Annotated in this window: 18 protein-coding genes and 1 pseudogene; 3 read left to right on the plus strand and 16 right to left on the minus strand. The window is 44.8% G+C overall.

Annotated features, from left to right (window positions below; genetic code table 11):
• Nucleotides 1-48: 48 nt before the first annotated feature.
• Nucleotides 49-579, minus strand: a complete 531-nt coding sequence (locus AC1DPK_RS07475) for a chloramphenicol phosphotransferase CPT family protein (RefSeq protein WP_477509862.1) — start codon at nucleotides 577-579, stop codon at nucleotides 49-51.
• Between the two features lie 30 nt (nucleotides 580-609).
• A pseudogene (locus AC1DPK_RS07480) lies at nucleotides 610-1,165 on the minus strand (ATP-binding cassette domain-containing protein); the annotation flags it as partial.
• A 153-nt stretch (nucleotides 1,166-1,318) separates the two neighbouring features.
• On the opposite strand from AC1DPK_RS07480, the gene AC1DPK_RS07485 reads away from it, so the two are divergent.
• Nucleotides 1,319-4,897: an S-layer homology domain-containing protein gene (locus tag AC1DPK_RS07485; protein ID WP_477509863.1), complete on the plus strand. Its 3,579-nt coding sequence runs from the start codon at nucleotides 1,319-1,321 to the stop codon at nucleotides 4,895-4,897.
• A gap of 145 nt (nucleotides 4,898-5,042) precedes the next feature.
• Here AC1DPK_RS07485 and AC1DPK_RS07490 read toward each other — a convergent pair whose 3' ends face one another.
• The 3 genes from AC1DPK_RS07490 to AC1DPK_RS07500 form a co-directional block, all read right to left on the minus strand.
• A complete protein-coding gene (locus tag AC1DPK_RS07490) occupies nucleotides 5,043-5,366 on the minus strand; it encodes a substrate-binding domain-containing protein (protein ID WP_477509864.1) in 324 nt (107 codons plus the stop codon).
• Between the two features lie 268 nt (nucleotides 5,367-5,634).
• Nucleotides 5,635-6,228, minus strand: a complete 594-nt coding sequence (locus AC1DPK_RS07495; RefSeq protein ID WP_477509865.1) for a chloramphenicol phosphotransferase CPT family protein — start codon at nucleotides 6,226-6,228, stop codon at nucleotides 5,635-5,637.
• A gap of 192 nt (nucleotides 6,229-6,420) precedes the next feature.
• Nucleotides 6,421-6,918 (minus strand): AAA family ATPase, encoded by a 498-nt coding sequence (locus AC1DPK_RS07500; RefSeq protein WP_477509866.1) that lies wholly within the window; start codon nucleotides 6,916-6,918, stop codon nucleotides 6,421-6,423.
• Nucleotides 6,919-7,424: 506 nt separating this feature from the next.
• On the opposite strand from AC1DPK_RS07500, the gene AC1DPK_RS07505 reads away from it, so the two are divergent.
• Nucleotides 7,425-8,663 (plus strand): RNA polymerase sigma factor, encoded by a 1,239-nt coding sequence (locus AC1DPK_RS07505; RefSeq protein ID WP_477509867.1) that lies wholly within the window; start codon nucleotides 7,425-7,427, stop codon nucleotides 8,661-8,663.
• Nucleotides 8,664-8,861: 198 nt separating this feature from the next.
• Here the strand turns inward: AC1DPK_RS07505 and AC1DPK_RS07510 are convergent, their stop codons facing one another.
• The 4 genes from AC1DPK_RS07510 to AC1DPK_RS07525 form a co-directional block, all read right to left on the minus strand.
• Nucleotides 8,862-9,362, minus strand: a complete 501-nt coding sequence (locus tag AC1DPK_RS07510) for an immunoglobulin-like domain-containing protein (RefSeq protein WP_477509868.1) — start codon at nucleotides 9,360-9,362, stop codon at nucleotides 8,862-8,864.
• A gap of 249 nt (nucleotides 9,363-9,611) precedes the next feature.
• A complete protein-coding gene (locus AC1DPK_RS07515) occupies nucleotides 9,612-12,293 on the minus strand; it encodes an S-layer homology domain-containing protein (RefSeq protein WP_477509869.1) in 2,682 nt (893 codons plus the stop codon).
• A gap of 385 nt (nucleotides 12,294-12,678) precedes the next feature.
• Nucleotides 12,679-14,004 carry a UDP-N-acetylmuramoyl-L-alanine--D-glutamate ligase gene (gene murD, locus AC1DPK_RS07520; protein WP_477509870.1) on the minus strand — a complete coding sequence of 442 codons (1,326 nt, stop codon included), beginning with the start codon at nucleotides 14,002-14,004 and terminating at the stop codon, nucleotides 12,679-12,681.
• A 255-nt stretch (nucleotides 14,005-14,259) separates the two neighbouring features.
• The gene (locus AC1DPK_RS07525; protein ID WP_076267294.1) at nucleotides 14,260-15,459 is read right to left on the minus strand and encodes an MFS transporter; all 1,200 of its coding nucleotides are present in this window, start codon (nucleotides 15,457-15,459) and stop codon (nucleotides 14,260-14,262) included.
• 439 nt (nucleotides 15,460-15,898) lie between these two features.
• Between AC1DPK_RS07525 and AC1DPK_RS07530 the strand changes: the two genes are divergently transcribed.
• On the plus strand, nucleotides 15,899-18,160 hold the full coding sequence (locus AC1DPK_RS07530) for a fibronectin type III domain-containing protein (protein WP_477509871.1): 2,262 nt from the start codon (nucleotides 15,899-15,901) through the stop codon (nucleotides 18,158-18,160).
• 56 nt (nucleotides 18,161-18,216) lie between these two features.
• On the opposite strand, the gene AC1DPK_RS07535 is transcribed toward AC1DPK_RS07530, so the two are convergent.
• The 7 genes from AC1DPK_RS07535 to AC1DPK_RS07565 all read right to left on the minus strand — a co-directional run bounded on the left by AC1DPK_RS07535 (nucleotide 18,217) and on the right by AC1DPK_RS07565 (nucleotide 23,275).
• Nucleotides 18,217-19,056, minus strand: coding sequence for an SDR family oxidoreductase (locus AC1DPK_RS07535; protein ID WP_477509872.1), 840 nt, complete (start codon nucleotides 19,054-19,056; stop codon nucleotides 18,217-18,219).
• Nucleotides 19,057-19,073: 17 nt separating this feature from the next.
• Nucleotides 19,074-19,580 carry a YfiT family bacillithiol transferase gene (locus tag AC1DPK_RS07540; protein ID WP_477509873.1) on the minus strand — a complete coding sequence of 169 codons (507 nt, stop codon included), beginning with the start codon at nucleotides 19,578-19,580 and terminating at the stop codon, nucleotides 19,074-19,076.
• Between the two features lie 22 nt (nucleotides 19,581-19,602).
• Nucleotides 19,603-20,097, minus strand: a complete 495-nt coding sequence (locus tag AC1DPK_RS07545; RefSeq protein ID WP_477509874.1) for an NUDIX domain-containing protein — start codon at nucleotides 20,095-20,097, stop codon at nucleotides 19,603-19,605.
• Nucleotides 20,094-20,804, minus strand: a complete 711-nt coding sequence (locus tag AC1DPK_RS07550) for a hypothetical protein (protein ID WP_477509875.1) — start codon at nucleotides 20,802-20,804, stop codon at nucleotides 20,094-20,096. Before AC1DPK_RS07550 ends, AC1DPK_RS07545 begins: the two co-directional genes overlap by 4 nt.
• Before the next feature lie 440 nt (nucleotides 20,805-21,244).
• Nucleotides 21,245-21,679 carry an EVE domain-containing protein gene (locus AC1DPK_RS07555; protein WP_477509876.1) on the minus strand — a complete coding sequence of 145 codons (435 nt, stop codon included), beginning with the start codon at nucleotides 21,677-21,679 and terminating at the stop codon, nucleotides 21,245-21,247.
• Between the two features lie 38 nt (nucleotides 21,680-21,717).
• Nucleotides 21,718-22,260, minus strand: a complete 543-nt coding sequence (locus tag AC1DPK_RS07560) for a DinB family protein (protein WP_477509961.1) — start codon at nucleotides 22,258-22,260, stop codon at nucleotides 21,718-21,720.
• Between the two features lie 67 nt (nucleotides 22,261-22,327).
• Nucleotides 22,328-23,275, minus strand: coding sequence for a helix-turn-helix transcriptional regulator (locus AC1DPK_RS07565; protein WP_477509877.1), 948 nt, complete (start codon nucleotides 23,273-23,275; stop codon nucleotides 22,328-22,330).
• Between the last annotated feature and the right edge of the window lie 79 nt (nucleotides 23,276-23,354).

Genomic DNA, 23,354 nt, shown 5'->3' on the forward strand with positions numbered 1-23,354 from the left:
TGAAGCTGGATCAAAAGGGCAAAACCATTCATTTCATGGATACGCCATCTAGGAAACACTAACATTTCTTTTAACTAGATTCTTAAATACCGAGTATTTCTGATTCGACTTAATAAAACTTAATATCTTTTCGGCACATTCTATTGGATTCATCTCTTCCGTATCTACTTCGAGGTCATATTCATCAATGCTATATGCTTTGCTGAACTGTGAAGCTGCTAGTCCAATATTTCTATCTCCTCTTGCTTGCTCTCTTCTTATGAGTTCTTCTTTCGAGCATATTACACCTATAAATAATGTAGGCTGATTGGAAAATATATCAAGACACTCATTAAACCTCTTGTCATTCTCGATTACAGTATCTACTATTACATTCAAACCCATTTCTGAAAACAATTCAATTGTCGAATAGTACATTGAGACTAAGGGATCAAACATTATTTGTGCGATAACTTGCTCATCTACTTCTCTTGTAGGTTCAATATCTGAAAATTTATTATTAAAAAAATCTTTGATAAAATCATCAATTGATAAATGATAAAAAAGAATCTCTTTCTGATTTATCAGTTCATTAACCAATACTTTTGCAAGTACAAAATCTGTATCTTATAAAGCCAATTCTATTTTCGTTTCAACTGATTTTTTCTTTTGTTCAGTTTCTAAATAGTCTCTATCTAAATGACTAGCATAAATCATCTTTCTAAATTTTTGTATACTCATTTTTCGAATCGTCTTATCGTCAATGATTAAAACATAATCCATACCATTTACCACAAAATAGAAATCATGAGAATCGCACCTTTATGGTCTTCAATGGCTTTCTCCAGTGCTATTTGTGTATAGGTGTCTAAATGACTTGTCGGTTCATCAAGAAGCAATACGTTTGCTTTACTGGCAGAAACTTTAGCCAATTGAAGCATATTTTTTTCCGCCAGATAAAGATTCTATCTTTTGATTAACAATTTCTCCTTCAACCTTCAAAGCAATACTTTGAAATATATGATCTAATCTCTTCATAAGTTTTACACCCAGCATCGATGAATTCTTCTAGTATTGTATTAGAATCCTTTAGCATTTCGCCTTGAATATGAGATAAGTAAGCCACTTTAACATCAGCATTTATTTGAATTGAATCCTGATTATTTTCAAAGATTTCTCGGATCAATCGTTTCCATAGATTCTATATTTTGACAGGTTGAAAACCTGGTAAATATACCACATCATATAGTTGGGCGTTTGTCAAATTGACAATGTGTCCGAATACGATGCGGGTAAGCCGTGGGCGCACCGGATCGAAAAATAAGGAGGATTTTCATTTATGCAAAAACGATTTAGCAGAATGCTCGCGTACCTCTGTTGCTTGGTAATGGTGACGTCGCTAATGCCTACCAGCTATGCCGCCGACACTGACAACATCGAGAACGCAGAAGCGAATGAAACGCCGACCGCCATTTTCGGAACTCCCGAACTCGGGTCAGACGACCCACTGTGGGCCCTGACAATGGAGCATCACATCAACAAAAGCACTGTGCCCGGCGACTCCAGACCCCATGCCACGGGCACAGCCAGAATCCTTTGGGACCACAACTACCTGTATGCCCGCGTAGTTGTGGAGGACAGCAATCTATATCAGGGAGCCGGCGGAGATCACCAGTACGACAGCCTGGAGTTTTATGTCGGTACCGGAACCGGAGGCGCAAACCAATGGCGCGTCAGCGCGACGGGCGTGTTTTCAGGGCAGGCCGCTCCGGGCAGAGCTGCGTGGACCCAGACCACGGAAAAAGGATATATCGTGGAGATGAGAATACCCAAAAGAACCTTGACCTTGGAGGAGGGCATGCTTACCTTTGAGGTTTATATCAATAACTCGACGGAAAAGGGCGGTGACCGCTATGAAGTCGTTTCCTGTTTCGGAGATCCGGACGCGGCTTATACCAGCGCTGCTTCATTTACAAACAGCCTGGAGCTCTCTTTAGCCAATGAAGTGGACACCAGATTCTCAATCACCGCCACGGCGGGATCGGGCGGCCGAATAACGTCGAACCCACCCGGCGATGTTCTGAGAATAGATAGGGGCTCAAACAAAGAATTAACGTTTACCCCCGATTACGGCAAAATTGTGGATACCGTAACGGTAGACGGCGAGGCCGCGACTCTATCCGCTGGCACTTATACCTTTTTAAATGTTAACGCTGACCATACAATTCACGTGACATTCAAAAACGATCCGGACGCGGAGCTGCTTCCCTTTATCGTATGGAATGACAACTTCGCCAGTGGCGAGTACACGACGGCTGTCATCATTGACTTAGGCGAGGGGAAGGCGGCGTTAGGCTCCGAGCTTAATCCGGGCTTGTTTACCTTGTCGGCTAGGAACACGACCCTGAACGGTGACTCGGTGACCTTTGAAGGGACGCGCAAAATCACAAGGGTATACGCCAATGTCAAACCGAAGGTGCGCGGCTATCTGGGGACGGTAAGCAATTCACCGGATTATCAGGCCGGACTGGCAAGCGGCCGTTACATCGTAGTTGAGTCTGAGTTTTATTCAGCGAGCGGCGGCAATATAACGCTGGATGGCAGCAGTAACTCGACAAAGCAGGTTTACAACATCGTCCAAAACGGCGAGATCGTACTGACAGAAGGGAGTCCGCTTCGCAACGTGGTTTTTGAACAGGAAAAAGTTGTGAATCCGATCCTTGACAAGTTTACAACACCCACGGGCAATTCGGTCAATCGCGCGCTCTACCTTCACAAGGATGAAAACGGTGAAGTGTTGCAAGGATTGCCGCTGTATGTCTATACCCACGGCATGGGACGTGGCGGCACAGTCGCTACGACAGACCAAAAAGCGGCCATGAAATCCGCCAACGGTGCGGTCGCTCTGATGAAGAAAATGGAAGAAAACCCCGGCAAATACGCCAGCCATATACTGAATATTTCCTATAATGGCACGTCTACTCCCTCCACAGTCAATGTTAAGAAGGTTATAGACGACCTGGTTGCTAGCGGCGCAGCAGACTCTAATCGTATATATGCGGCGGGCTTCTCATGGGGTGGCCAGTATACGAACAACTTAGTTAACGCCTACCCCGGCTTCTTCGCGGCCGCCGCACCTATGTCCCCTGTAAGCGGCTCACCGAACGCCAACGCCAACGACGTTCACACCAACCTGGCCTATTGGATGTTTATAAATGCTCATAACGTTGGAATATACCAGACTAACCTCACTAGCTTCATAAACACCAATATGCCGAAAATGATCAACGCGAGGGCTTCGCGCTTTGAGAGCAATGAGGCTCTTACGTGGCCCTACAATCAATTTGATCAGCCGAATCAGAGGCCGAATCAGGCCAACACACCTGTCCTGGCTGATTATGTAGCGCACGAAGTTGAAGCGGCGGTTCTTTACAACCAGATAACTACGGGGACTTGGAGCATAGCTCCCACGGCGCAGTCCTCTAACTTGTCGGCTTGGAACAATGACTACACAGACGTCTTTGATTGGATGTTTGCGCAGAGAAAAACGGACGTGCCCGGTGCTCCGGGCGGCTTCAAGGCGACGGCGGGCGACGGACAGGTCACATTGAGCTGGACTGCTCCGGCTGACGACGGTGGCAGCGCGATATTGGGTTACAAGGTCTGGTACGGCAACGTGACGCCAGTCACACTGGGTGCGGCGGAGACCAAATATACCTTCAAGGGCCTGACAAACGACCAAGGCTACACCTTCAAGGTCGTTGCGGTAAGTGCGAAGGGCGACGGCGCGGAGATCAGTGCAACGGCTACGCCGACGAAGACGCCGACTCCCATTGTGCCCGATCCTTCTGGTGGCAACAGCGGCAATACGGGCACCGGGACAAACGCTGGATTGTCGAAGGCGAACTACACAGTGAATACACCTAAGGATAAGCCCGCGGTCACTGACAAAAACGGCAACACCACCCTACCCGGCGGCGGCGAGATTGCGACCAAGGGTGGGACGAAGATTAAGGTACCCGAAGGCACAACTATAGACTCAAACGGTAAGGTGACTATTCCGGCGGACAAGAGCGCCGAAGTGGCACTACCCGGCGGCAACAGCACAGTGACCATTCCGGGCGGCTCGACGATAGCGGGCGACGGTACGGTCACAGTGGGCGGCGGAGACGCGCATGTGAACCTGCCGAACGGCAACCAGGTGGATATCCACGGCGGCTCGAAGATACAGAGCGGCGGCGCGGTTGTGGTAGGACCGGGCGGCGCGAGTGTCGGCTTAGACAACGGCATGTCGCTGAACATCCATGAGGGTACGGAGCTTGTGTTCGATGACGACACCCCGCTGGGCTTCCTCGTGATGTCGGGCAATCCTTTCAAGGATGTCAACATGGACGACTGGTTCTACAGCTACGTAAACTTCGCCTACACATACGGTCTTTTCAACGGCACGACGTCCACGACGTTCTCACCTGGCACCTCAATGACGCGCGCGATGTTCGTGCAGGTACTGGCCAATCTTGAGAACGCAAACCGCTCCGGCTACACGAGTTCCCGCTTTAGCGACGTGACGGACGGGCAGTGGTACACGGCGGCAGTCGAGTGGGCGGCCGAAAGCGGCATAGTCAACGGTATAAACGCAGACCTGTTTGACCCCAATTCACCGATGACGCGCGAGCAGATGCTGGTGATACTGTACAACTACATGAAGTACAAGGGCTATGAGATACCTGAAAGCCAATCTAAGTCCTTCGCGGACGAGAGTGAGATCAGCTCATGGACGTTGGAGGCCGTTCAGGCGCTGCGGGGCATCGGCATTGTATTAGGCAAGCCGAACAACCTCTTTGACCCCAAAGCCACCGCCACCYGCGCCGAAGTAGCCACTATCTTTGTAAGGTTCGTCGAATATCTGGCTAAGTAAAAGCGTAAACAGAAAAATGCGGACCCTTCCGGCTGGACAATATCCAACCGGAAGGGTCTCCTTCTATTTACAAAGAAAATCTCCGGTCAGATGCCTCTAAACACACGACAGTAGCATAGGGTTTTGGTCTATGACTGCTTCATTATCACTTGGGTGCCGCTGTCGATGCACGCGCTATCAATGACGGTCTGTATAATAATCCCTCATTTCCCGGACTATCGGTTTGAATCATATTCAACAAAAACTCGGCGGCTTTTTTGCCGAGTTTTTGCTTTGGATACTTGACGGAAGTCAGCGGAACCTCGCAGGTCGCGGCGAGACTGCTGTCATCGATTCCAACGAGCGAAAGGTCCTCCGGTACGCGACCAAATTCTTCACCCGTTTTCAGATTAGTTGCTTTTAATTGATCATCTTCAAATACAACTTCATAGTTTCTAGTATTAATAACGGCTCTATTAATCATTATCATATTTCATTTTCTTCAATCCCGATATATCCTTACCACACACTCCACATGCGCTGTCTGAGGAAACATATCGTCGCGGGATATGCTCGAGTAATAAATCGATTAGACTGCTTTAAAATAGAAACAGCGGTAGCCTTGGACTCAGATATTAAGTCCAAAACTGCCGCTGTTTATTGAACTAACGTTCTCCGTTAGCTCAATCCCGAAATCCCTCGGACGCTGAGGGGCGATAGCCCTAATGCTTGAATATGGTGGTATCTGGATACGCCATCTAGGAAACACTAACATTTTTTTTGCTTAATTTCTTAAATACCGAGTATTCCTTATCGGACTTAATAAAATTTAATATTTTTTCGGCACATTCTTTTGGGTTCATCTCTTCCGTATTTACTTCGAGGTCATATTCATCAAAGCAATATACTTTGCTAAACTGTGAAGCTGCCAGTCCAACTTTTCTATCTCCTCTTGCTTGCTCTCTTCTTATGAGTTCTTCTTTCGAGCATATTACACCTATAAATAACGTAGACTGATCGAAAAATTGATCAAGAAACTCATTAAACCTCTTGTCATTGTCGATTACGGTATCTACTATTACATTAAAACCCAGTTCTGATAACAATTTAATTGTCGAATGGTACACTGAGAATATGGAATCATCAAGTAATTGTGAGACAACTTGATGATCTATTTCTCTTGGAGGTTCATCTGGAAATTTATTATTAATAAAATCATTGTAATTATTAAAAAAATCATCAATTGATAAATGATAAAAAGGAATCTCTTTCTGATTTATCAGTTCAGTCGATATCGAGGTCTTTCCAGAACTTGAAGTTCCATTTAGATAAACTAATATCCCTTGCTTCAATTTAATCATCCCTTCAAAAAATAATCTTTGCGTATTTTTCAGATAACGTTATATTCACAGTTTATAAAATTATTCAACTCAGGGAATATTCTAGAAACGATTGAATTATCCTGCCCATTAGCTTAATAAAAACAAGGAGCAGCTACCGTAGTATCTGCTTCTTGTACTGTTCAACTAATGTTCCCTGTTAGTTCAAGCGTATTGGAGAACCCACTCTTTTATCTGAGAGGCAACTTCGGTTACATCAGTATCCGTTGTATCAATAGTAGGCATAGGTGGGTTATAGACCTCATCAGCAATTTCAAGCAATCGTTTTGCAAAGTTTTTGTGGTTTTGAATCTCTTCCTCTGACCAATTTCTTTCACGTAGACGTTTTTCGCGAGTTTCTTCATCACAATGTAGGTTTAGGTAATATACATGCTTAAAAAATGGATAGTCCACACATTTTTCAATATCCCAAGGCATCATTGTTCCGCATATTATAGTCATGCGCCCACTTTGAGCGATATTTCGTGCAACCCTAAGCCAAATATTTCGCATTTTCTCCCAATCATGCCCAATAAATTCAACAAGATTATCAGGGTCAAAAATATCAAAATCAGGCATCAATCTCCGTAGTTCCTTAATGACATATGTTTTCCCTGACCCACTTGCACCTGTTACGATAAATAAAGGCAATTTATTTTCCATTAGTTGTACAACCTCCCATTTACTTATATTTACAATTATAGCACCTCACAAATGATATAGAAGGTAGTAAACAATTATAACTAAACTGCCAGTTAGCATAATGAAGCAGCCGATCATTGTTATCGGCTACTTCCGTTTTTTTATTGAAATATCGTTACCCGTTAGTTCAATTGGTTGGGGGGTTATAAATTGAAAGATTCCAATCAAGATGAGCAAAGTCACGAGTACTATTATAAAAGTTAAGCTCAACCTCAATATATTAGATGACTGAAGTTGTTTGTTCTGAACTTGCTTTTCCAGAAAGCCAATACGTTTTTTAAGCTCCTGAATCTCATTCTCCATTGGTAATCCTCACTTAATACCACATGGCTGAATTGCCTTTACGCTTTGCTTTTTCGGGGTTTAAAAAAATGGAATGGCGTCGTGTGAAATTATTTTAAAATGATGTGGCTTTTTACCTCCCTTCGGTGTCTAATGAATTGTAAGTTCAGGAGGAGGTACTACTGGTGTCACGAGCTCAAGACAAAAAGAAAATCCCTGTTCTTCCGGAGGAGCAGGAGCACATCCAGCATTTCGAAGGAATTTATAATCAATATCGAGATAGAATTCGAAATTATATTGCAGTAAAGACAAATTCGGCAACTGCCGATGACTTAACGCAACAAGCTTTTTTAAAAGCAATGGAAAACTTTCACTTGTTTAAGTGTAACTCCAGTATATTTACTTGGCTATTCAAAATCGCGCAAAATATTGTGAAAAACGAGTATCGTACGAGATCACGAAATAAAGAAATGGTGCACGAAGTAATCGATTTTCAGTCCCAATCGATATCCCTCGATATTGCTAGAGATGTCGATATCCGTCTTGATATTAGTGCTGCATTAGCCCGATTGAATGAATTAGATCAGCAAATCATATCATTGCGTTTTTTCGTCGATTGCACTTTATTGGAAATATCCAAAATCATCGGGATGCCTGAAAGCGCAGTCAAGAACAGACTCTATCGTGCCTTAAACAAACTAAAAAAAGAATTAAAAGAATGGGGTGACATTTCAATCATGTCTATTAAAGAATTGGTATCGATTGTGGATAAAAGCGAGGCTCCCTCCAAGAATGATGGTATGAACAAGGTATACCATGACTTATTTGAAGAGTTGAAAAGCAATGTAGATCGAATTATTACAACCTATCGTCATCGACCTTCTCAGAAAATCGCTATTGAGATCTATCCGGATCTGCCCACTTTTCATCAAGCAATGAACGAGCCGGATGCGCCCAATTGGTTTATGGGAACCTATGAAGACAATAAAATTAAAATCGTATCCCCACTCAACCCAGGCCCTGAACATACGTATCAATCGGTACTACGGCACACTATAAGCTTGTTTACGATGTGGTTAGTGAAAGATATCAATCCGTTGGCACCGAAATGGCTTACACACGGGCTCGGCGGGCATGAAGCCAAACAAATGTCACAAGAATATATCCAGTATAGCACCTCCGAAGCGATTCAAAATAACGCTGTCCCTAGCTTTCAAGCATTAACTAATGATACCTGGGATTTCGAGAAGATAGGGGGATATGGATTCTCGCACTTGCTCGTAGAATATCTCATCCATTCATACAGTTTAGATGCGCTCAACAAATTCATACGCGATGCCACTGATTTTCAAGGCGCATTTCAAGTATCGGAAGCTGAGCTGCACGGGATGTGGGTGCAATATTTAAAATCTAGGCTATGTTAAATTTTGATACTAGTATTTGACCATAACAAAACCACCTTCGAAAAGGTGGTTTTGTTATGGTCTCCCATAGCTCAACAGTACACTATACATTGTTCTATCTAGTACAGCCTTATAGCCCCAATCATTAAACTAGCCTGCCCGTTAGCGTAATATCATCAAGTGAAATCGGCTCTTTTAGAATAAACTTCAAACTAACAGCTAATTGATTGTAAACTCCGCCGCCAAAAAGTATGTATCGTAGTCGCCTGCTTTTCTAAAATCGAGTATATCTTTCACTATTCGGTATTCACCAGTAACCAGTCTTCCATAGAGCCAATTCCAATCAACTGTCCATTCGCTAACATTTGAAGACTCCAAGCCATGTCCAATACTATTAAATCCGTAATTACCATCTATAGCAACAGGGACTTGATACCAACTACCATCCATTTTCTTTTCCAACAAAAAATATTCACCATAAATACATTGCTTACCAGAGTTATTATCAAATACTACAGTCAATTCAGTAGTGGTGACCGTTCCTTTCTTAACAGACATCGTTACTCCTTCAAGGTCGTTGACAGTTTTATATTTTGTAAGTTCCCAATCAGTATTTTCTCCTGTATTAGTCTCTTCATTAGCATTAGAGCATCCGACTATTAGAATAAGACAAAGTACGATGCACAGAGTAAGAACAGATGAACAAGATAACTTCTTCATTTAGATACCACCCTCATTTGTTATAAATCCGTTTCAACATAAAAACGAGCTCGTCAGCAGTTTTGTTGCGTTAAACTGCCCGTTCGTTTAATAATCGCTCCTCGTTTAACCCTTGTGTCTAATCGCTTAAAAATTCATACGATCAAGCTTCCATTAAGAGTACCTCTTTTTCGTGCTATGAATGACGCTGCAATATACAAAAAAAGAACCTTCAAGCTGCTCCATAGGCGGCTGAAGGTTCTTTCGTATTTAAATATGCAAGCGATCAAGCAGCCTGAAAATCATGGCCGCGGCTTCCGCTCGGCTTGCTGCACGACCGGAACGGAACGTTAGATCGGTATAGCCCGTTATAATACCTTCCGAAACCGCACGGTTGATGGAGTCCTTCGCCCATGCCGGGATAGCAGCTGCGTCTTTAAATGTCATTTCCGCACTTGCTGGCTGCTGCTCGTTAGCCTTTAAAGCATTCGCAATCATTACTGACATCTCAGCGCGTGTAATCGTTTGATTTGGCTTGAAAAGCATTTTCCCGTTTTGCTCGTAGCCTTTCAAAATACCCGCTTGCATAGCAGCAGCTACATCAGCTCCAGCCCATGCTGGAATGTCGCTGTTATCCGCAAAGCTTGCAGCTCCTGAAGCCGCTGGCAGTCCCAGAGCTTGCACGATCATTTTTGCAAAGGCAGCACGAGTAACCTTCTCTTCTGGATGGAATGTCCCATCCTCAAAGCCTTGAATTACGTTCATGCCAAGCAAGCGATCCGCAAATGGTGCCACCCAGTGCGTTATCGCATCGGAGAACAGCTTCGCTTCTGCTTGGAAAACGGCAAATTTAGTAAAGTGGTTCACCTTGGCTGAAATTGTGCTATCTGCTTTGAAAGTGCCGCCAACATAAATCCAACGCTTTTGCAGCTCGTTATAGTAATAAATGGCCGCTTTTTTGCCCGATTGGACTTGATCCTTCTTGTAGTTGAAGCTAATCTCCACCGGTTTGTTGAATTGGTTGCCTGCTGTGCTTTGGAATTCGACCACCGGACTAAGCGCCTCAAGCGTCCCAGCCGACGGTGCCTCATTCGCCCCTACAACCTTAGCGCTTATTTTTCCGTTAACAGCTGCAGCGCCTGCTGGCACATTAAAGCTGACAACATCTTTAATTGCGCCATCAATCCCCTTCGACACATCTAAGTCTACTTCTACAGACGTAGCTGGAGCCGGAGGAGGCGTCACGATCGGTCCTGGACCTGGACCTGTGTTACCATCGTCGTTTGGCTCACTCGTTACAAAGATAGGATTCGAATAAAACCAAAGATCCTTGTAGTTGCGATCGTTAATCTCATTAAACCGTTTCATATAACGGATATCTAGATCCTCAATCGTTGTATCGTCTTCTGTTCTGACGTCAATGAGCGGCTCGCCGTTTTCAGTTTCGCCAGCTACATTTTCGCCAAGATTAGTGCCTCTTAGTCTAAAATACTGATCTTTGTACGCTGGATCGAGATCATACGTAATGACATTGTAGCCTTCCGCGTCTGTTGTCCAGTCTTCGCTCGTGAATCTGGCAATGACCTTCGTTGAATCATTCGTATCTTTGTTGTATTCATCCGTACCAGGCTTAACCTCACCTGTAACATCACCGGCAATCAAATCAACGTGGTCAACATTAACGGCATTTGTCACGTCACTTTGGTAAATATATTTGTCATTGATTGCTGGATTTTCACTTTTAATCACGGCGTAATTGTTTGTCTGCGGGCTTTTGAAACGAATGGTCAGCTTAAGCGCATCGCCATCCTTCACCTTCAAGTTTTGCCCCATTTCGCCTTTGTTTGCACCGTTAGTAATCGTGAAATCTAGAGCATTAATCAGATCACCTGTTGTCGAAAATGATTTGCCTGAACGCATGCCGTCCAGCACAGCTGACATGTCGCTGCCTTCTACCCATGTATAATTTTTGGAATATTCACCCGGCGCGTAGCCACTGGAATAAAGACCTTGCGATACTTTAAAATGGGAATCAGAGTTGGTGAAATTCCAAAACCGGCGACCTTCTCCAAGCAGCGCATCCCACACCCCGCCAACCTTAGCAATCATATAGTCGGAGCCGCCGTACGTCTTGGTCTTGGGATTATTTTGATTCAAACCGGCTCTATCTGGCTCCATCTGATTGCCTGGCATGCCCTCCATCCCAAAAAAGATGTTTGGCGCTATATTGTTAAAATCACGTATATCTGAAATTCGAAAAATCGCATTGCCATTGACAAGCTTTCTGGATGGATGATTAATGATCATATAGCTGGAATCTGCATAATTTGTTTTCAACCACTTCACAGCATCGCGCGCCGTATCCGCATTTAGTGCAGGCCGCGTTGGGTACTGCAATTTCCACTCTGCTACAACTGCCGGGTCAAACATGCTCTCCGGGCGATCCGTATATAAATATTCAAAAAGGCTCGTTGCCTTTAAGCTGCTTTCTTCGCTATCCGCTAATATGCCTGCTCCGACATGATCGTAGGTTGGCATATCCCACTCAAACCCTGAAAAAATAATTTTATCCTTGTACTTTCCTGCGTCTTTTAGTTTATTAATGATGTTAACCTGATATTTATTAACAGCATCTGTAAATGATATCGGAGAAGGAAGCGAGTTTCCTTCTTCATCCCGCTTTGAAGTTCTCAGATGATCAGATAAATTCATCCAGTCCATCCCATAGGTTTCAAAAGCTTGATCGAGCACCGTCTGCACTGATTGCTGCGTATCATCTGAAACGTAGGTATGGGCATGGTATTCCCCTGCCATCCATTTTCCAGTGCCTGAAGTCCCAGCCGACTGGTTGCCCGCTTCTGCGAATGTTGTTGTCAACGCTATATTTTGCCCTGCAAAGCTTGCTGTTAAAATAAAAGCTGCTGCCAGCTTGGCCCACTTACTAGATAACATGTTATAATCCTCCATTATAATGTTGTAATTGCTTCATCTGCCTATCTCATGTTAACTATGCCGCTAATGCTGACCTCCAATTACTATTGATTTGAACAGCTCCACCCAAATGACCACATGTCTAAAATAAGAGATTGCTCAGGCTCTGTCTATACTTTTGGAGCAAACGATATAATTTCTTAACATTAGAGATTGGCGCAAAAAACCTATTCACATAGGAGCTTCGTTGTAGACTGGCCCCAACTATAAAAAAACAGCGGCAGTCGTGGACGAGAAAAAAAGCCCTAGACTGCCGCTGTATTATTGAGTTAACGTTACCCGTTCCCGTTTACCACACACGCGTTCAATCAGGATTTCCCGGAAAACGCCAGTGTCTTATTCAATCCTATCTCTCCGACCGACGCAGCGCCCCGACCAGCTCTACAAAGTGGCGCCCGCGCTCTTCAAAGTTGCTGTATTGATCAACCGCAGTGCAGGCAGGGCTCAGCAGCACCGTGTCGCCCGGTGCGGCCAGCTTGTGCGCATGCGCCACAGCCTCGGCCAAGCCTTCACAACGAAAAATAGGCGGGCAACTCGGCACGCTGCGCGCTGCAGCCTCGATTTGACTGGCCGCTTCGCCGATCAACAGCAACACCTTGACATGATCAGGCAGCAGCCTAGCCATCTCGTCAAAAGGTACGTTTTTATCTCTCCCGCCGGCGATCAGCAGCACTCGGCCCTCGTGTGCGTGCAGCGTGGCAACGGTACGGGCGGGGCTGGATCCGATTGAATTGTTGTAGTAATGCACGCCGTCCACAGTGGCCACCCACTGGTTTCGGTGCTCCACGCCAGCAAATGTGCGTACCGTCTCCAGAATTGCCTCGTCCGGCACGGTCCCCCTCACGGCGGTCATGGCAGCCATAACGTTTTCCACGTTATACCACCCGGGCAAACGAATGTCACTGATAGGTACCAGACCATCGATCACTCCATCGCAGACTGTGTGACCGCCGAAATACTTGGTCCGCCCCCGCCCGCGCAGTGCGGCGGTAGCCGGGTTGTCGCCGTTAAGAACGGCAAGGTCGTCAGCACTCTGAAAATCCAGCAGGCGACGCTTGGCGGCGATATATTCATCCATGTCGCGGTGCCAGTCGAGGTGATTGGGCGAGAGGTTGGTTATAACCGCCACATGGGGAGAGCGCGTCATGTCCATCAGCTGGAAGCTGGATAGCTCGACCGCGCACACGTCCAGCGGCGACATCTCGCCCGCGCGCGTCAGCAGTGGCGTGCCAATGTTGCCGCCCAGATGAACCGTACGCCCCCCGTTTGCCAGCATGTCTGCAATTAACGACGTGGTGGTAGTTTTACCGTCCGAACCGGTCACGCCGAAAATGGGACAAGGGCACAACGCAAAAAACTCCTCCATCTCACTGGTCACACGGCTGCCGCCAGCGCGGGCCGAGTCCAGCGCCGGATGGTCTGGGCGCATGCCCGGAGTGCGGAACACGATATCGCCCCCAACGCGATCTAGGTAATTCTCCCCTAAGCGGAGCCCAACGCCTAGATCGTCCCACTCGTCCCGGGGCAGGGCCGGATTGCGGTCGCGAACGGTGACGCGCGCCCCTGCTGAGCACAGCATGCGGATCAGCGGTGAGTTGCTGACGCCTGCGCCGATGATGGTCACGTCCTGGCCAGCCAGCGATTCGATATAGTTGTCAAAAGCAGGATTCATAAGCACCTCCGCTTAAAGAATGTCATTAATTCAAATATACCACATATTGGAACTGCCCTGCCTGCCCGTTAGCCGTTCATTCAGCGTAATAATAAGCACATAAAGGATGAATTCTTTCTCTTTTGACAACGAATGCGCCTCAAAAGCTAGAGATAAAAAAATAGGACTAGAAACTAGCCCTATTCCCCTCAATATAAATTAAACCACCCAAATAGATCCAGAAACTACACTTATGCATGAACCATACTTTAGCACTCAGCTAGAAATTTCTACTTTTGGCACCTCAGCTGCTTTCGGCCGAAATCCAAAACCAAGCAGCGCGAAGATAAGGAAGGCCGCACCTAAAAACAGAAAAATACTATGAACAGAAACATAACGAATCCCATAACCGCCAAGCGTCGGGCCCATGATGCTTCCAATACTAAAGTGGATCGAAGCGATAACATTCGCCGCAGGCAATATCGCCCGAGGCAGTATATCAGCTGCATAAGCGAGACCTAAAGAGTAAAATGATCCAACCACTCCGCCAGCAATTGCAAATAATACAAAGAGCAGCGCAATATTATCGCCAGCGACAGGTATGGTGAAAAAGACGAGAGCACCTACCACTGCACATCCAATTAACACCGGCTTCCTGCCGATCCGGTCACTCCAAATGCCAAGCGGCAGCTGAAGAATTAGAGCCCCGACTCCGAATGCCATAAGCAGAAGCGAAATCCAATGCTGGCTCAGGTTGATCCGTAATCCATACAACGGAAAGTTGCTATTCATAGAAGCTTCCATCAGTCCATATAAGAAGCCAGGTATAAGGACAAACCACGCGAGACGGTAGGTTTTTACAAAGCGATTCTCAGACGCCGTTCCTCGTGCTGCCCGCTCCGGCATTTCATTCTTCATACGCAGCACAAGCATCAGTACAGTTACAAAAAATAAACTGGACACTAAGAATGGAACCGCCCTTCCAAGTGGAAGAAGATTGATGCCCAGCGGCCCTAAGCTGAAGCCGAGTCCATAAGCCATACCGTACAGCGAAATAAATTTCCCCCGTCGATCGGCTGGACTTGAGCTTACAATCCATAACTGTGTCGCATAATGGAGCGAGCTATCGCCGACACCAACCAGCAAACGCAAGACGAACCATATCGCCAACGAATGAGTAAATGGAAACAGTAGATTAGCAAGTGTAACTAATGAAATGCCGACTAAAATGACTTTTTTGTACCCAAAACGCATGACCGGCTTCTCAACGAAAAACATTGTACAAAAAATTCCGATATACATGGCAGCTGAATTAATCCCGTTCATATCTGACGATACGCCTGAATCCTCCAGCATAATCGAAAGCAATGGCAGCAGCAGCCCTTGACTCATACCGGCTACTACAACAACTAAAAGCAATGTGGTTAAACGAACATGGAAAGAAGGCGAAGCTGAAGCTAAAGCACTTGATGACAAACCTGTTGCACTCCCTTTACTAAAACTATCATTCTGATTTTCTCCTTACACATTGTATACCTGACAGTAAAGACTGACAACCGCTCATTCATTGGCAGCGCCTCTCGTAATCGCCTATGCTGATTCAGAATTGCTAGGTGCAACGATAAGTGATAGATTTTTCTCCCTAAACTACAGGAAAAATCCCCCTTTATTTTTACTCCTTTCCCCCTCAGAATAAAAGTTGTTTCCTCTTGAATTAGTCTCCTATTTGCCTATCAAGTTTTCTTACTCCATTGCAAGAAGAGTCGAACTCTATTGTACCTCTCGGTTTTTCGCCACACTCTAAGTACATCCCATTTATACGGTTAGGAGGTGATGTTTTTAAGAGATTGAATGTAATCGCTTACAAAAAAGGTAGTGGTCAGAAGCTTTATATTGAGAAGGGAGATAGTTGACGATGAAAAATTATTCGCGATCAACGAAACGAATGATGAAAGCTCTTTTAGCTGCCCTAGCAGCGCTGCTAGTATTGACTGGATTGCCCTTAGGAACGGATAGAGTAGAGGCCGCAACAGCTCGCAACAAAATAATCGTAGGCTACTGGCATAATTTTGACAACTTCTCTACCAATATTCGTTTAAAAGATATTTCTCCGGATTACGACGTGATCCAGGTCGCTTTTGCTGAACCAACAGGTGGCGCACATACTGGCAATATGGTGTTCACCCCTTACAACGCAACAGTTAGCGAGTTTCAGTCTGATGTTGCTTACCTTAAAGCGAGAGGACAAAAGGTGCTCATATCCATCGGCGGCGCTAACGGTGCAGTGGAGCTTACTACACCTCAGGCCAAAACAACATTTGTGAACACGATGAAGGGTATTATTAATTTATATGGATTTGACGGCCTCGATATTGACCTTGAAGGCAGCTCTCTTGCCCTTAACACAGGAGACACCAACTTCAAAGCTCCTACCACCCCAAAAATAGTAAATTTAATTTCTGCTACGCGTGAAATATTAAATAGCTATAGTTCAGATTTCCTTCTGACCATGGCACCGGAAACCGCCTATGTTCAGGGTGGAGCAGGAAACTATACAGGACTTTGGGGAGCATACCTCCCTGTCATCTACGATCTGCGAAATGAGCTGGATTACCTGCATGTTCAGCATTATAATACGGGTCCTATGTTAGGCCTTGATGGTAAAGCCTATTCTCAAGGTACGCCTGACTTCCATGTGGCTATGGCTGAAATGCTGCTTGTTGGATTTCCAGTCGGAGGCAATCCGAATAATATGTTTCCGGCTCTTCGTCCAGATCAAATCGTCATTGGTTTGCCCGCTTCACCACAAGCAGCAGGCGGAGGTTATACAACACCGGCTAACGTGCAGAAAGCTCTTGATTATCTTATAAAAGGTATACCTTTCGGCGGAACCTACGTTCTTCGCAATACCGCTGGTTATCCTGATTTAAAAGGATTGATGACCTGGTCTATCAACTGGGATAAATATACGAACAATCTATTTTCTACGAGTCATCGTACCTATCTCGATCAATATGGTTCTGGTGGAGGTGACATTACAGCTCCGTCAGTTCCTGCAAATCTTCAATTAACTGCCAAAACGTCCACGAGTGCGAGCCTGTCTTGGAGTGCATCTACCGATGATCGAGGAGTAACGGGATATATCGTCTCATATGGTTCAACTTCAACAACCGTTACAGGTACAAGCACAACAATCAGCGGTTTGACAGCTAACAAAGCGTATTCATTTACTGTAAAAGCGAGAGATGCAGCGGGCAATATTTCTGGCGCGAGCAACGTGATTAATGTAACTACTGATGCACCCGTTGTGGATGTAATAGCACCTTCAGTACCTGCTAATTTACGCACGACAAGTACGAGTGCATTCAGTGTCAACTTAGCATGGAACGCTTCGACGGATAACGTTAATGTAACCGGTTATACCGTGACTTACGGTACAACAAACGTGAATGCAACGGGTACAAGCGCAGCAATTAGCGGATTATCCCCTAACACTGCCTATACCTTTACAGTGAAGGCATATGATGCAGCAGGCAATGTGTCTGGTGCAAGTACGCCAATTACGGTTACTACAAGCCCCGCAAATGTTTGCACCGTACAGCAATGGAACACCGACACAGCCTATACAGGCGGACAGCGTGCTTCCTACAACGGCTCTGAATACGAAGCTAAATGGTGGACAAAAGGAGAGCGCCCAGATATTAGCAGCGTGTGGAAATTAATTGGTCCATGCGGCAATGCAGGACCAGCCGATACTACAGCGCCAACTGCCCCAAATAATCTTCAAGCAACAGGTGCTACAGCTTCTACCATTAGTCTTTCATGGGGAGCATCAACGGATAATGTCGGAGTTACCGGTTACACCGTTTATTATGGCTCTTCCAGCCTCAATGTTGCTGGAATTACAGCTACCGTTAGCGGTCTTACAGCAAACACAACCTATAGCTTTACAGTGAAAGCAAAGGATGCTGCAGGAAATTTGTCGGCAGCTAGCAACGTACTTCAAGCCTCAACAACAGCTGGCTCAGGTGGAACAACGACTTGGGCTGCTCAAGCAAGCTATGTTGCTGGAAGTACAGTAACCTACGCAGGCCTCTCCTATGTTTGTCTCCAGCCTCATACCTCACTGGTTGGCTGGGAGCCGCCAAATGTGCAATCTTTGTGGCGGCTTCAATAGTAAAGTAAAAAAATGGACTATGGGCGCAATAACTCATAGTCCATTCCTATCTTATATTACATTTCTAATTGAAGTTTACGGGTATTCAGCATGCCCTCCAGCCCCGTAGGATCGTTGCTTACTTTATATTGTACAAACGCTTCAGCTTTATCGGATGTACGAATGCGCAGCGGCTTCGTCTCCATATTTACTAACTGAAGCACAACATCAGCAACAGATTCAGAAGTTTGAGGAACGGAGTTTCGCTTGGAAAAGGTATTAATAATGGTGTCATACGTTTGTTTATATTCATCATCTGGAATACCGCCTGTTTTTTCAATATGTGCAAAAACAGTATTGTTGAAATGGGTCCCAATTGCTCCAGGCTCCAGCAGAGTCACATCAATATTAAATGCAGGCTTGTAGTAGGTCGCTAAGCTCTCCAACAACCCTTCAACTGCAAACTTGCTTGCGCAATAAATTTCATTTAATGGTTGTCCGACCAATCCGCCTACGCTCGTCGTTGCGATCAAATGCCCAGAGTTTGATTTGCGAAGGAGTGGCAAACCCGCTCGAATCGTATGCATAACCCCGTACACATTCGTATCAAAAACAGCTTGAATTTCCTCGAAAGTAGCTTGACCTAGTGCACGTAATAGCCCAAATCCTGCGTTGCAAAATAAAACATCCATATAACCGTGTTTTTGCTTAATGACCTCAAATGCCTGCTCTAATGATTCCGGTTTAGTTACTTCCATTTCAATGAAATGGAAATTTGGCTGATCGCTATACTTTGTTTGATCACGTTCTGCATGCCGAGTTCCAGCGTAGACGATCCATCCCTCTTCAGCAAATTTTAATGCTGTTGCAAGACCTATTCCGGATGAGGCACCTGTAATGGCAATAATTTTATTCATGCCTGATTCTCCTTTTTTTAAAATATGGAAACGATCTGTGCAGTATGATGCCGATTATGCCAAATGAATCGTTGAAGCGCAGCATCAAGACTCATGGCGCCATGAGTTGGACTTGTAAACGTTCGTTGAAAATCGGATGATTGTAAAGATCGGAGAATTGCTGTAAACCGACCATGAATGGATTCTAGGAGATTCAGCGATGTTTCGAGCGGTGTTTCATAATCGCTTAATTCCGCCCATAAATTTTCTCTATACGAGCTAGCCGTGGGATTATTCTCCGTTAGCGCTCTCTTGAAACGGATAAAAGCATTCATATCGTTGTCAGCCATATGGTGAACAACCTGCCTGACGGTCCAACTGCCCGGACGGTATTGTAAAAGCAGCTGCTCAGACGTTAAATTTTGTACCGTGTGCCGCAGAGTCGGAGATATTTGCGACACATCCTCAATCCAGCTTTGCCGAAGCTCGGTCGTTGCATGCTGTATGAGTTCAAATTGCCCGATTGGATAACGTAAATCATTCATATGCTCACCCCCCATTCTTTAATTAACCTTCAATAAACATAGGGATTTCCATATGGTTAGGATTAGAAATCCATTGTGACAATACATTTCTCGTTGGCGCTCCCATAATAAAATTCAAGTCATTATCGGGATGCAAACTATAGTCGGTTATCTCATGCAATGGAATCCATGCTATGCCAATCTGATGAAGGTCTGGTGTTTCACCGACCGATGCTTCATTGTCGGACGTAATAGCACACAAAAACGTAAAATCAATTTGATGAACATCCGGTTCTAATTCAAAAAACGATGAATCTCTTTTTGCGATAAACTCATTAATAAAAAGTAATTGTTCAATTTCAACCTTTAAACTTACCTCTTCTAATACTTCTCTCTTCAACGTTTCATGGATACTTTCACCATGTTCCTGCCCTCCTCCTGGGAGAACATAAAATTCTCCTTGGACACCAGCCCTCCGTAAGACGAGCAATTGCTCGTCTTTTATAATGACTGCCCTAGCTGCCGTTCTAATTCTCACGTTATCACCTCATTATTGTTATCGCGTTTTCCTTGAAGATTTACATTTGCTGATTGCCTTATTGCTCTTGCATTTTTTATGCTTGTCGCTTCTAATAATTTGTTTAAAATATGTACTGGAGTGTTGGCGTTTTGGGATAATGACAGCCAAACATAGGGCTCTTTTGTCTCAAAAAGGGATTGAAACTCTTCAAGTGTTAAATCATTGCGGTTCGCATATTTAGCAGTGTCCACCACAGTAAGCAATCTTTGCAATGAATCTGCATCCATATTCCTGTTTATAGCCGCTTCGAGCAATCTTCGCTTTTCAGGTGATGACGGCTGTTTATAAATCAAGCTCTCCATCATCCATTTATGATAATCGTATTTGTTAAACAGCAGCTCCATTTCTTCATGGCTAAAGGATAGTTGAGTGTAGACGTCTATCGCTAGTGTCAATAAGGCTTCGTCTACGATCTCTGCTAATCTCCACAAGACATCGTAGTCTTGTTTGGAGTGACCTAAATCCATAATAGCAATATTCCTATCTATAAGGGAAAAAGCGATTTGTTTCGGGAGAGGTTTATCGTATAACGAGATCAGGTTTTTCCAAACCTCCTCCTCCCCATCCGTATTCTTAGCTTCATTGTAAATTTCAAATAATATGTCTTCCGTTAATTCYATTTCCATTTGATTAGAATGTAACAATTGTTCGATAAAAGGATTCATTTTACTCCACTCCTTTCATTAAGAAACGTCAATCCATAGCATACAGATTATTAAATTATTCAATAGCTTGATCCAATAGTTGTTGATTCATATCCGAAATCGTTTCATTTGTATAATAGGCAAGATGTGGTGTACATACAACATTAGGCAGATCATATAGCTTTCGAACGTTTGCTCTAATTTATTTCGTTCCTGTGCTGTTAGATGAATTGTTTTGTCTACTGCACATTGCCATTTCTGCTTCATTTCTATCCTCATCTCATGAATTCTATAGGTTTAATTTCATAATAATAGAGAACCTAAACCGTTTCCAATATCTAGTTTATATAGGAAAAATAGATACAACCTATAACAAAGCACCTCAGAAATTGAAACAGCGACAGCCTAGGATATGAAAATAAAGTCCTAGAGTGTCGCTGTTTTATGAACTTTCTATCCGCTCATTTTAGCATCGCACTGGCAATTGTCAAAAAGTCCTCTCGACCAATCTCAAAATGACCGTAGCGGAAGGAATACCCCCAATTTCGGTTCCCGCGAGTGAAGCTAAGCTTTTCTAAAAGACCTCTAATCTGTACCTCACGGCATGAAATATAGCGGATATTTCTGCGTAATGGCACAAATGATTCTGACATCTGATATTCGTAGACTATATCATCATCCACTTCCCCGATAGCGGTAAACGCTTGGAGTGGTGCCCCTTTCCTCATTTCTGTTCGCGGGGAATAGTAGATCAACCAATCGCCTGCTCGCATCTTACGTAAAGGTGCTGACTTGCCGTGACAGAGCTGAGCGAATCCCCCCGACTCTCCACATTTCACATGGGACGCGGACACAACACCAATCCAGAAGCGGCTTTGCTCGCTTATTTCATCCATTTGCATGCCTCGAAATCCTTTCCTTTTTTAATAAATGTTTATGTCGCTTCCCTTACCAATCCTTGTTTTAAGCGGTCCAGCTGCAGAAGATGATGACGGTAGTGCATTTCAACAAGCAGAAACCATTCCTCCGCACACAATCCGCCGAATCTCGGATGGGACACTTTATGTTGTTTGGACACTTTTTCAAGGGTAGGTTCAATGTCCTTCATTCTCTGGATGACAGTGTGTAAGCCTTGAATTAGCTGCTCTTTGCTTTCCGGCTGCTCCGGAGTATATTGTGGGGAAGGCGGAACATGAATACGAATGGGCGGAAAGCTTCCTTGAGAAAATATAGCCACACCAACCTCGGTTTTTTCCGTTCCAGGTACCGTGGGATCTTGGCTTGGCATCAGGCATTGATCAAGATTACGAAGCTGCATATAAAGCGCCGAGCTAATGAGATGTTGAAACATCTGTCCGATTGACCACTCGTTTTCACTTTGCTTTTGCTTCAGCTGCTCCAGACTGAATTGATCCAGTTCATGAATATAATGTGCCGCAGTTTCCTCAAATCGTTTTAATGCTAACTTTGTTGTAATCATCGTCTATCATCGCCTCTAATCATCTTTTTTCTAAGTATACAAAAACGCTACTGACACCATTATGTCAGTAGCGTTTTAACGTTTTTTTCAGTTCGTTTCTAACCCGATGTCGGAAGGATTCCGGCTCCAGCACAACCACTCCGCCTCCCCAGCTGAGCACCCAATGCAGCAATTCCTCAGGCTGCCGAACACGTAAGGTCACCAGCAGCCCTTCGGTATGATTCTCTATGGTTTCTATATAGAAGTTGTTCGATTCCCTTACCCTATCGGCAATGTCAGGTTGGACACATATGCGCACACGAACGTTGCGATCGTCTGGAGGCTGGTATACATCTAAATTGAAATCTGCTGGCAACATAAATCWATCTTCCAGCTCGATAAGCTCCGACATCCGGGACAACCGAAAATGACGGATGTTTTGACGCAATTCACACTGTGCAACGAGTACCCATGACCCTTGAAGAAGCACAAGTCCATAAGGAGCAACCGTACGAACACTTTGGCGGTTCCCATCAGCCTCGGCAATTCTTTTGGAATAGCGGAATCTTATTTTTCTTTCCTCCAGAATCGCTCGACGAATCGCTTCCAAGTATGCCTTCTCTTGTATTCGTGCTATATCTTCAACGGAAGCAAGCAAACGAAAGCTCTTGCGAATCCGGGATGCCTCGCTGCGGATCGGTTCCGGCAGGATGGCCTCAATCTTCCCTCTTGAAGTTCGAGACTTACTGCCATAGTGAACATCAAACCATTGCTCGATAAAATCTGTCCCGATGAGTAACGTCACTGCTTCTTCCACCGTGAAACTGACTGGCGGTAGGAAATACCCCTCCATTAGGGAGTATCCCTGCCCTGGCGCTCCTATCACGGATACGCCGGCCTCACTTAAAGCCTGAATATCCCTGTAAATGGTTCTCACGCTTGTTTCAAATGTAGCGGCTAAATCCTCGGCTCGTAACACTTCGTTACGCTGCAGCTCAAGCACTATGGCTAACAAACGATCCGTTTTGTTCATGCACTGCACCCTTTTCCGAGAGAATGTTTATACCAGAGTTCCTCCACTGAAAGTATATCACTAGGGTATCCTCACCGTT

The organism is Paenibacillus sp. 01T424, from assembly GCF_056398745.1.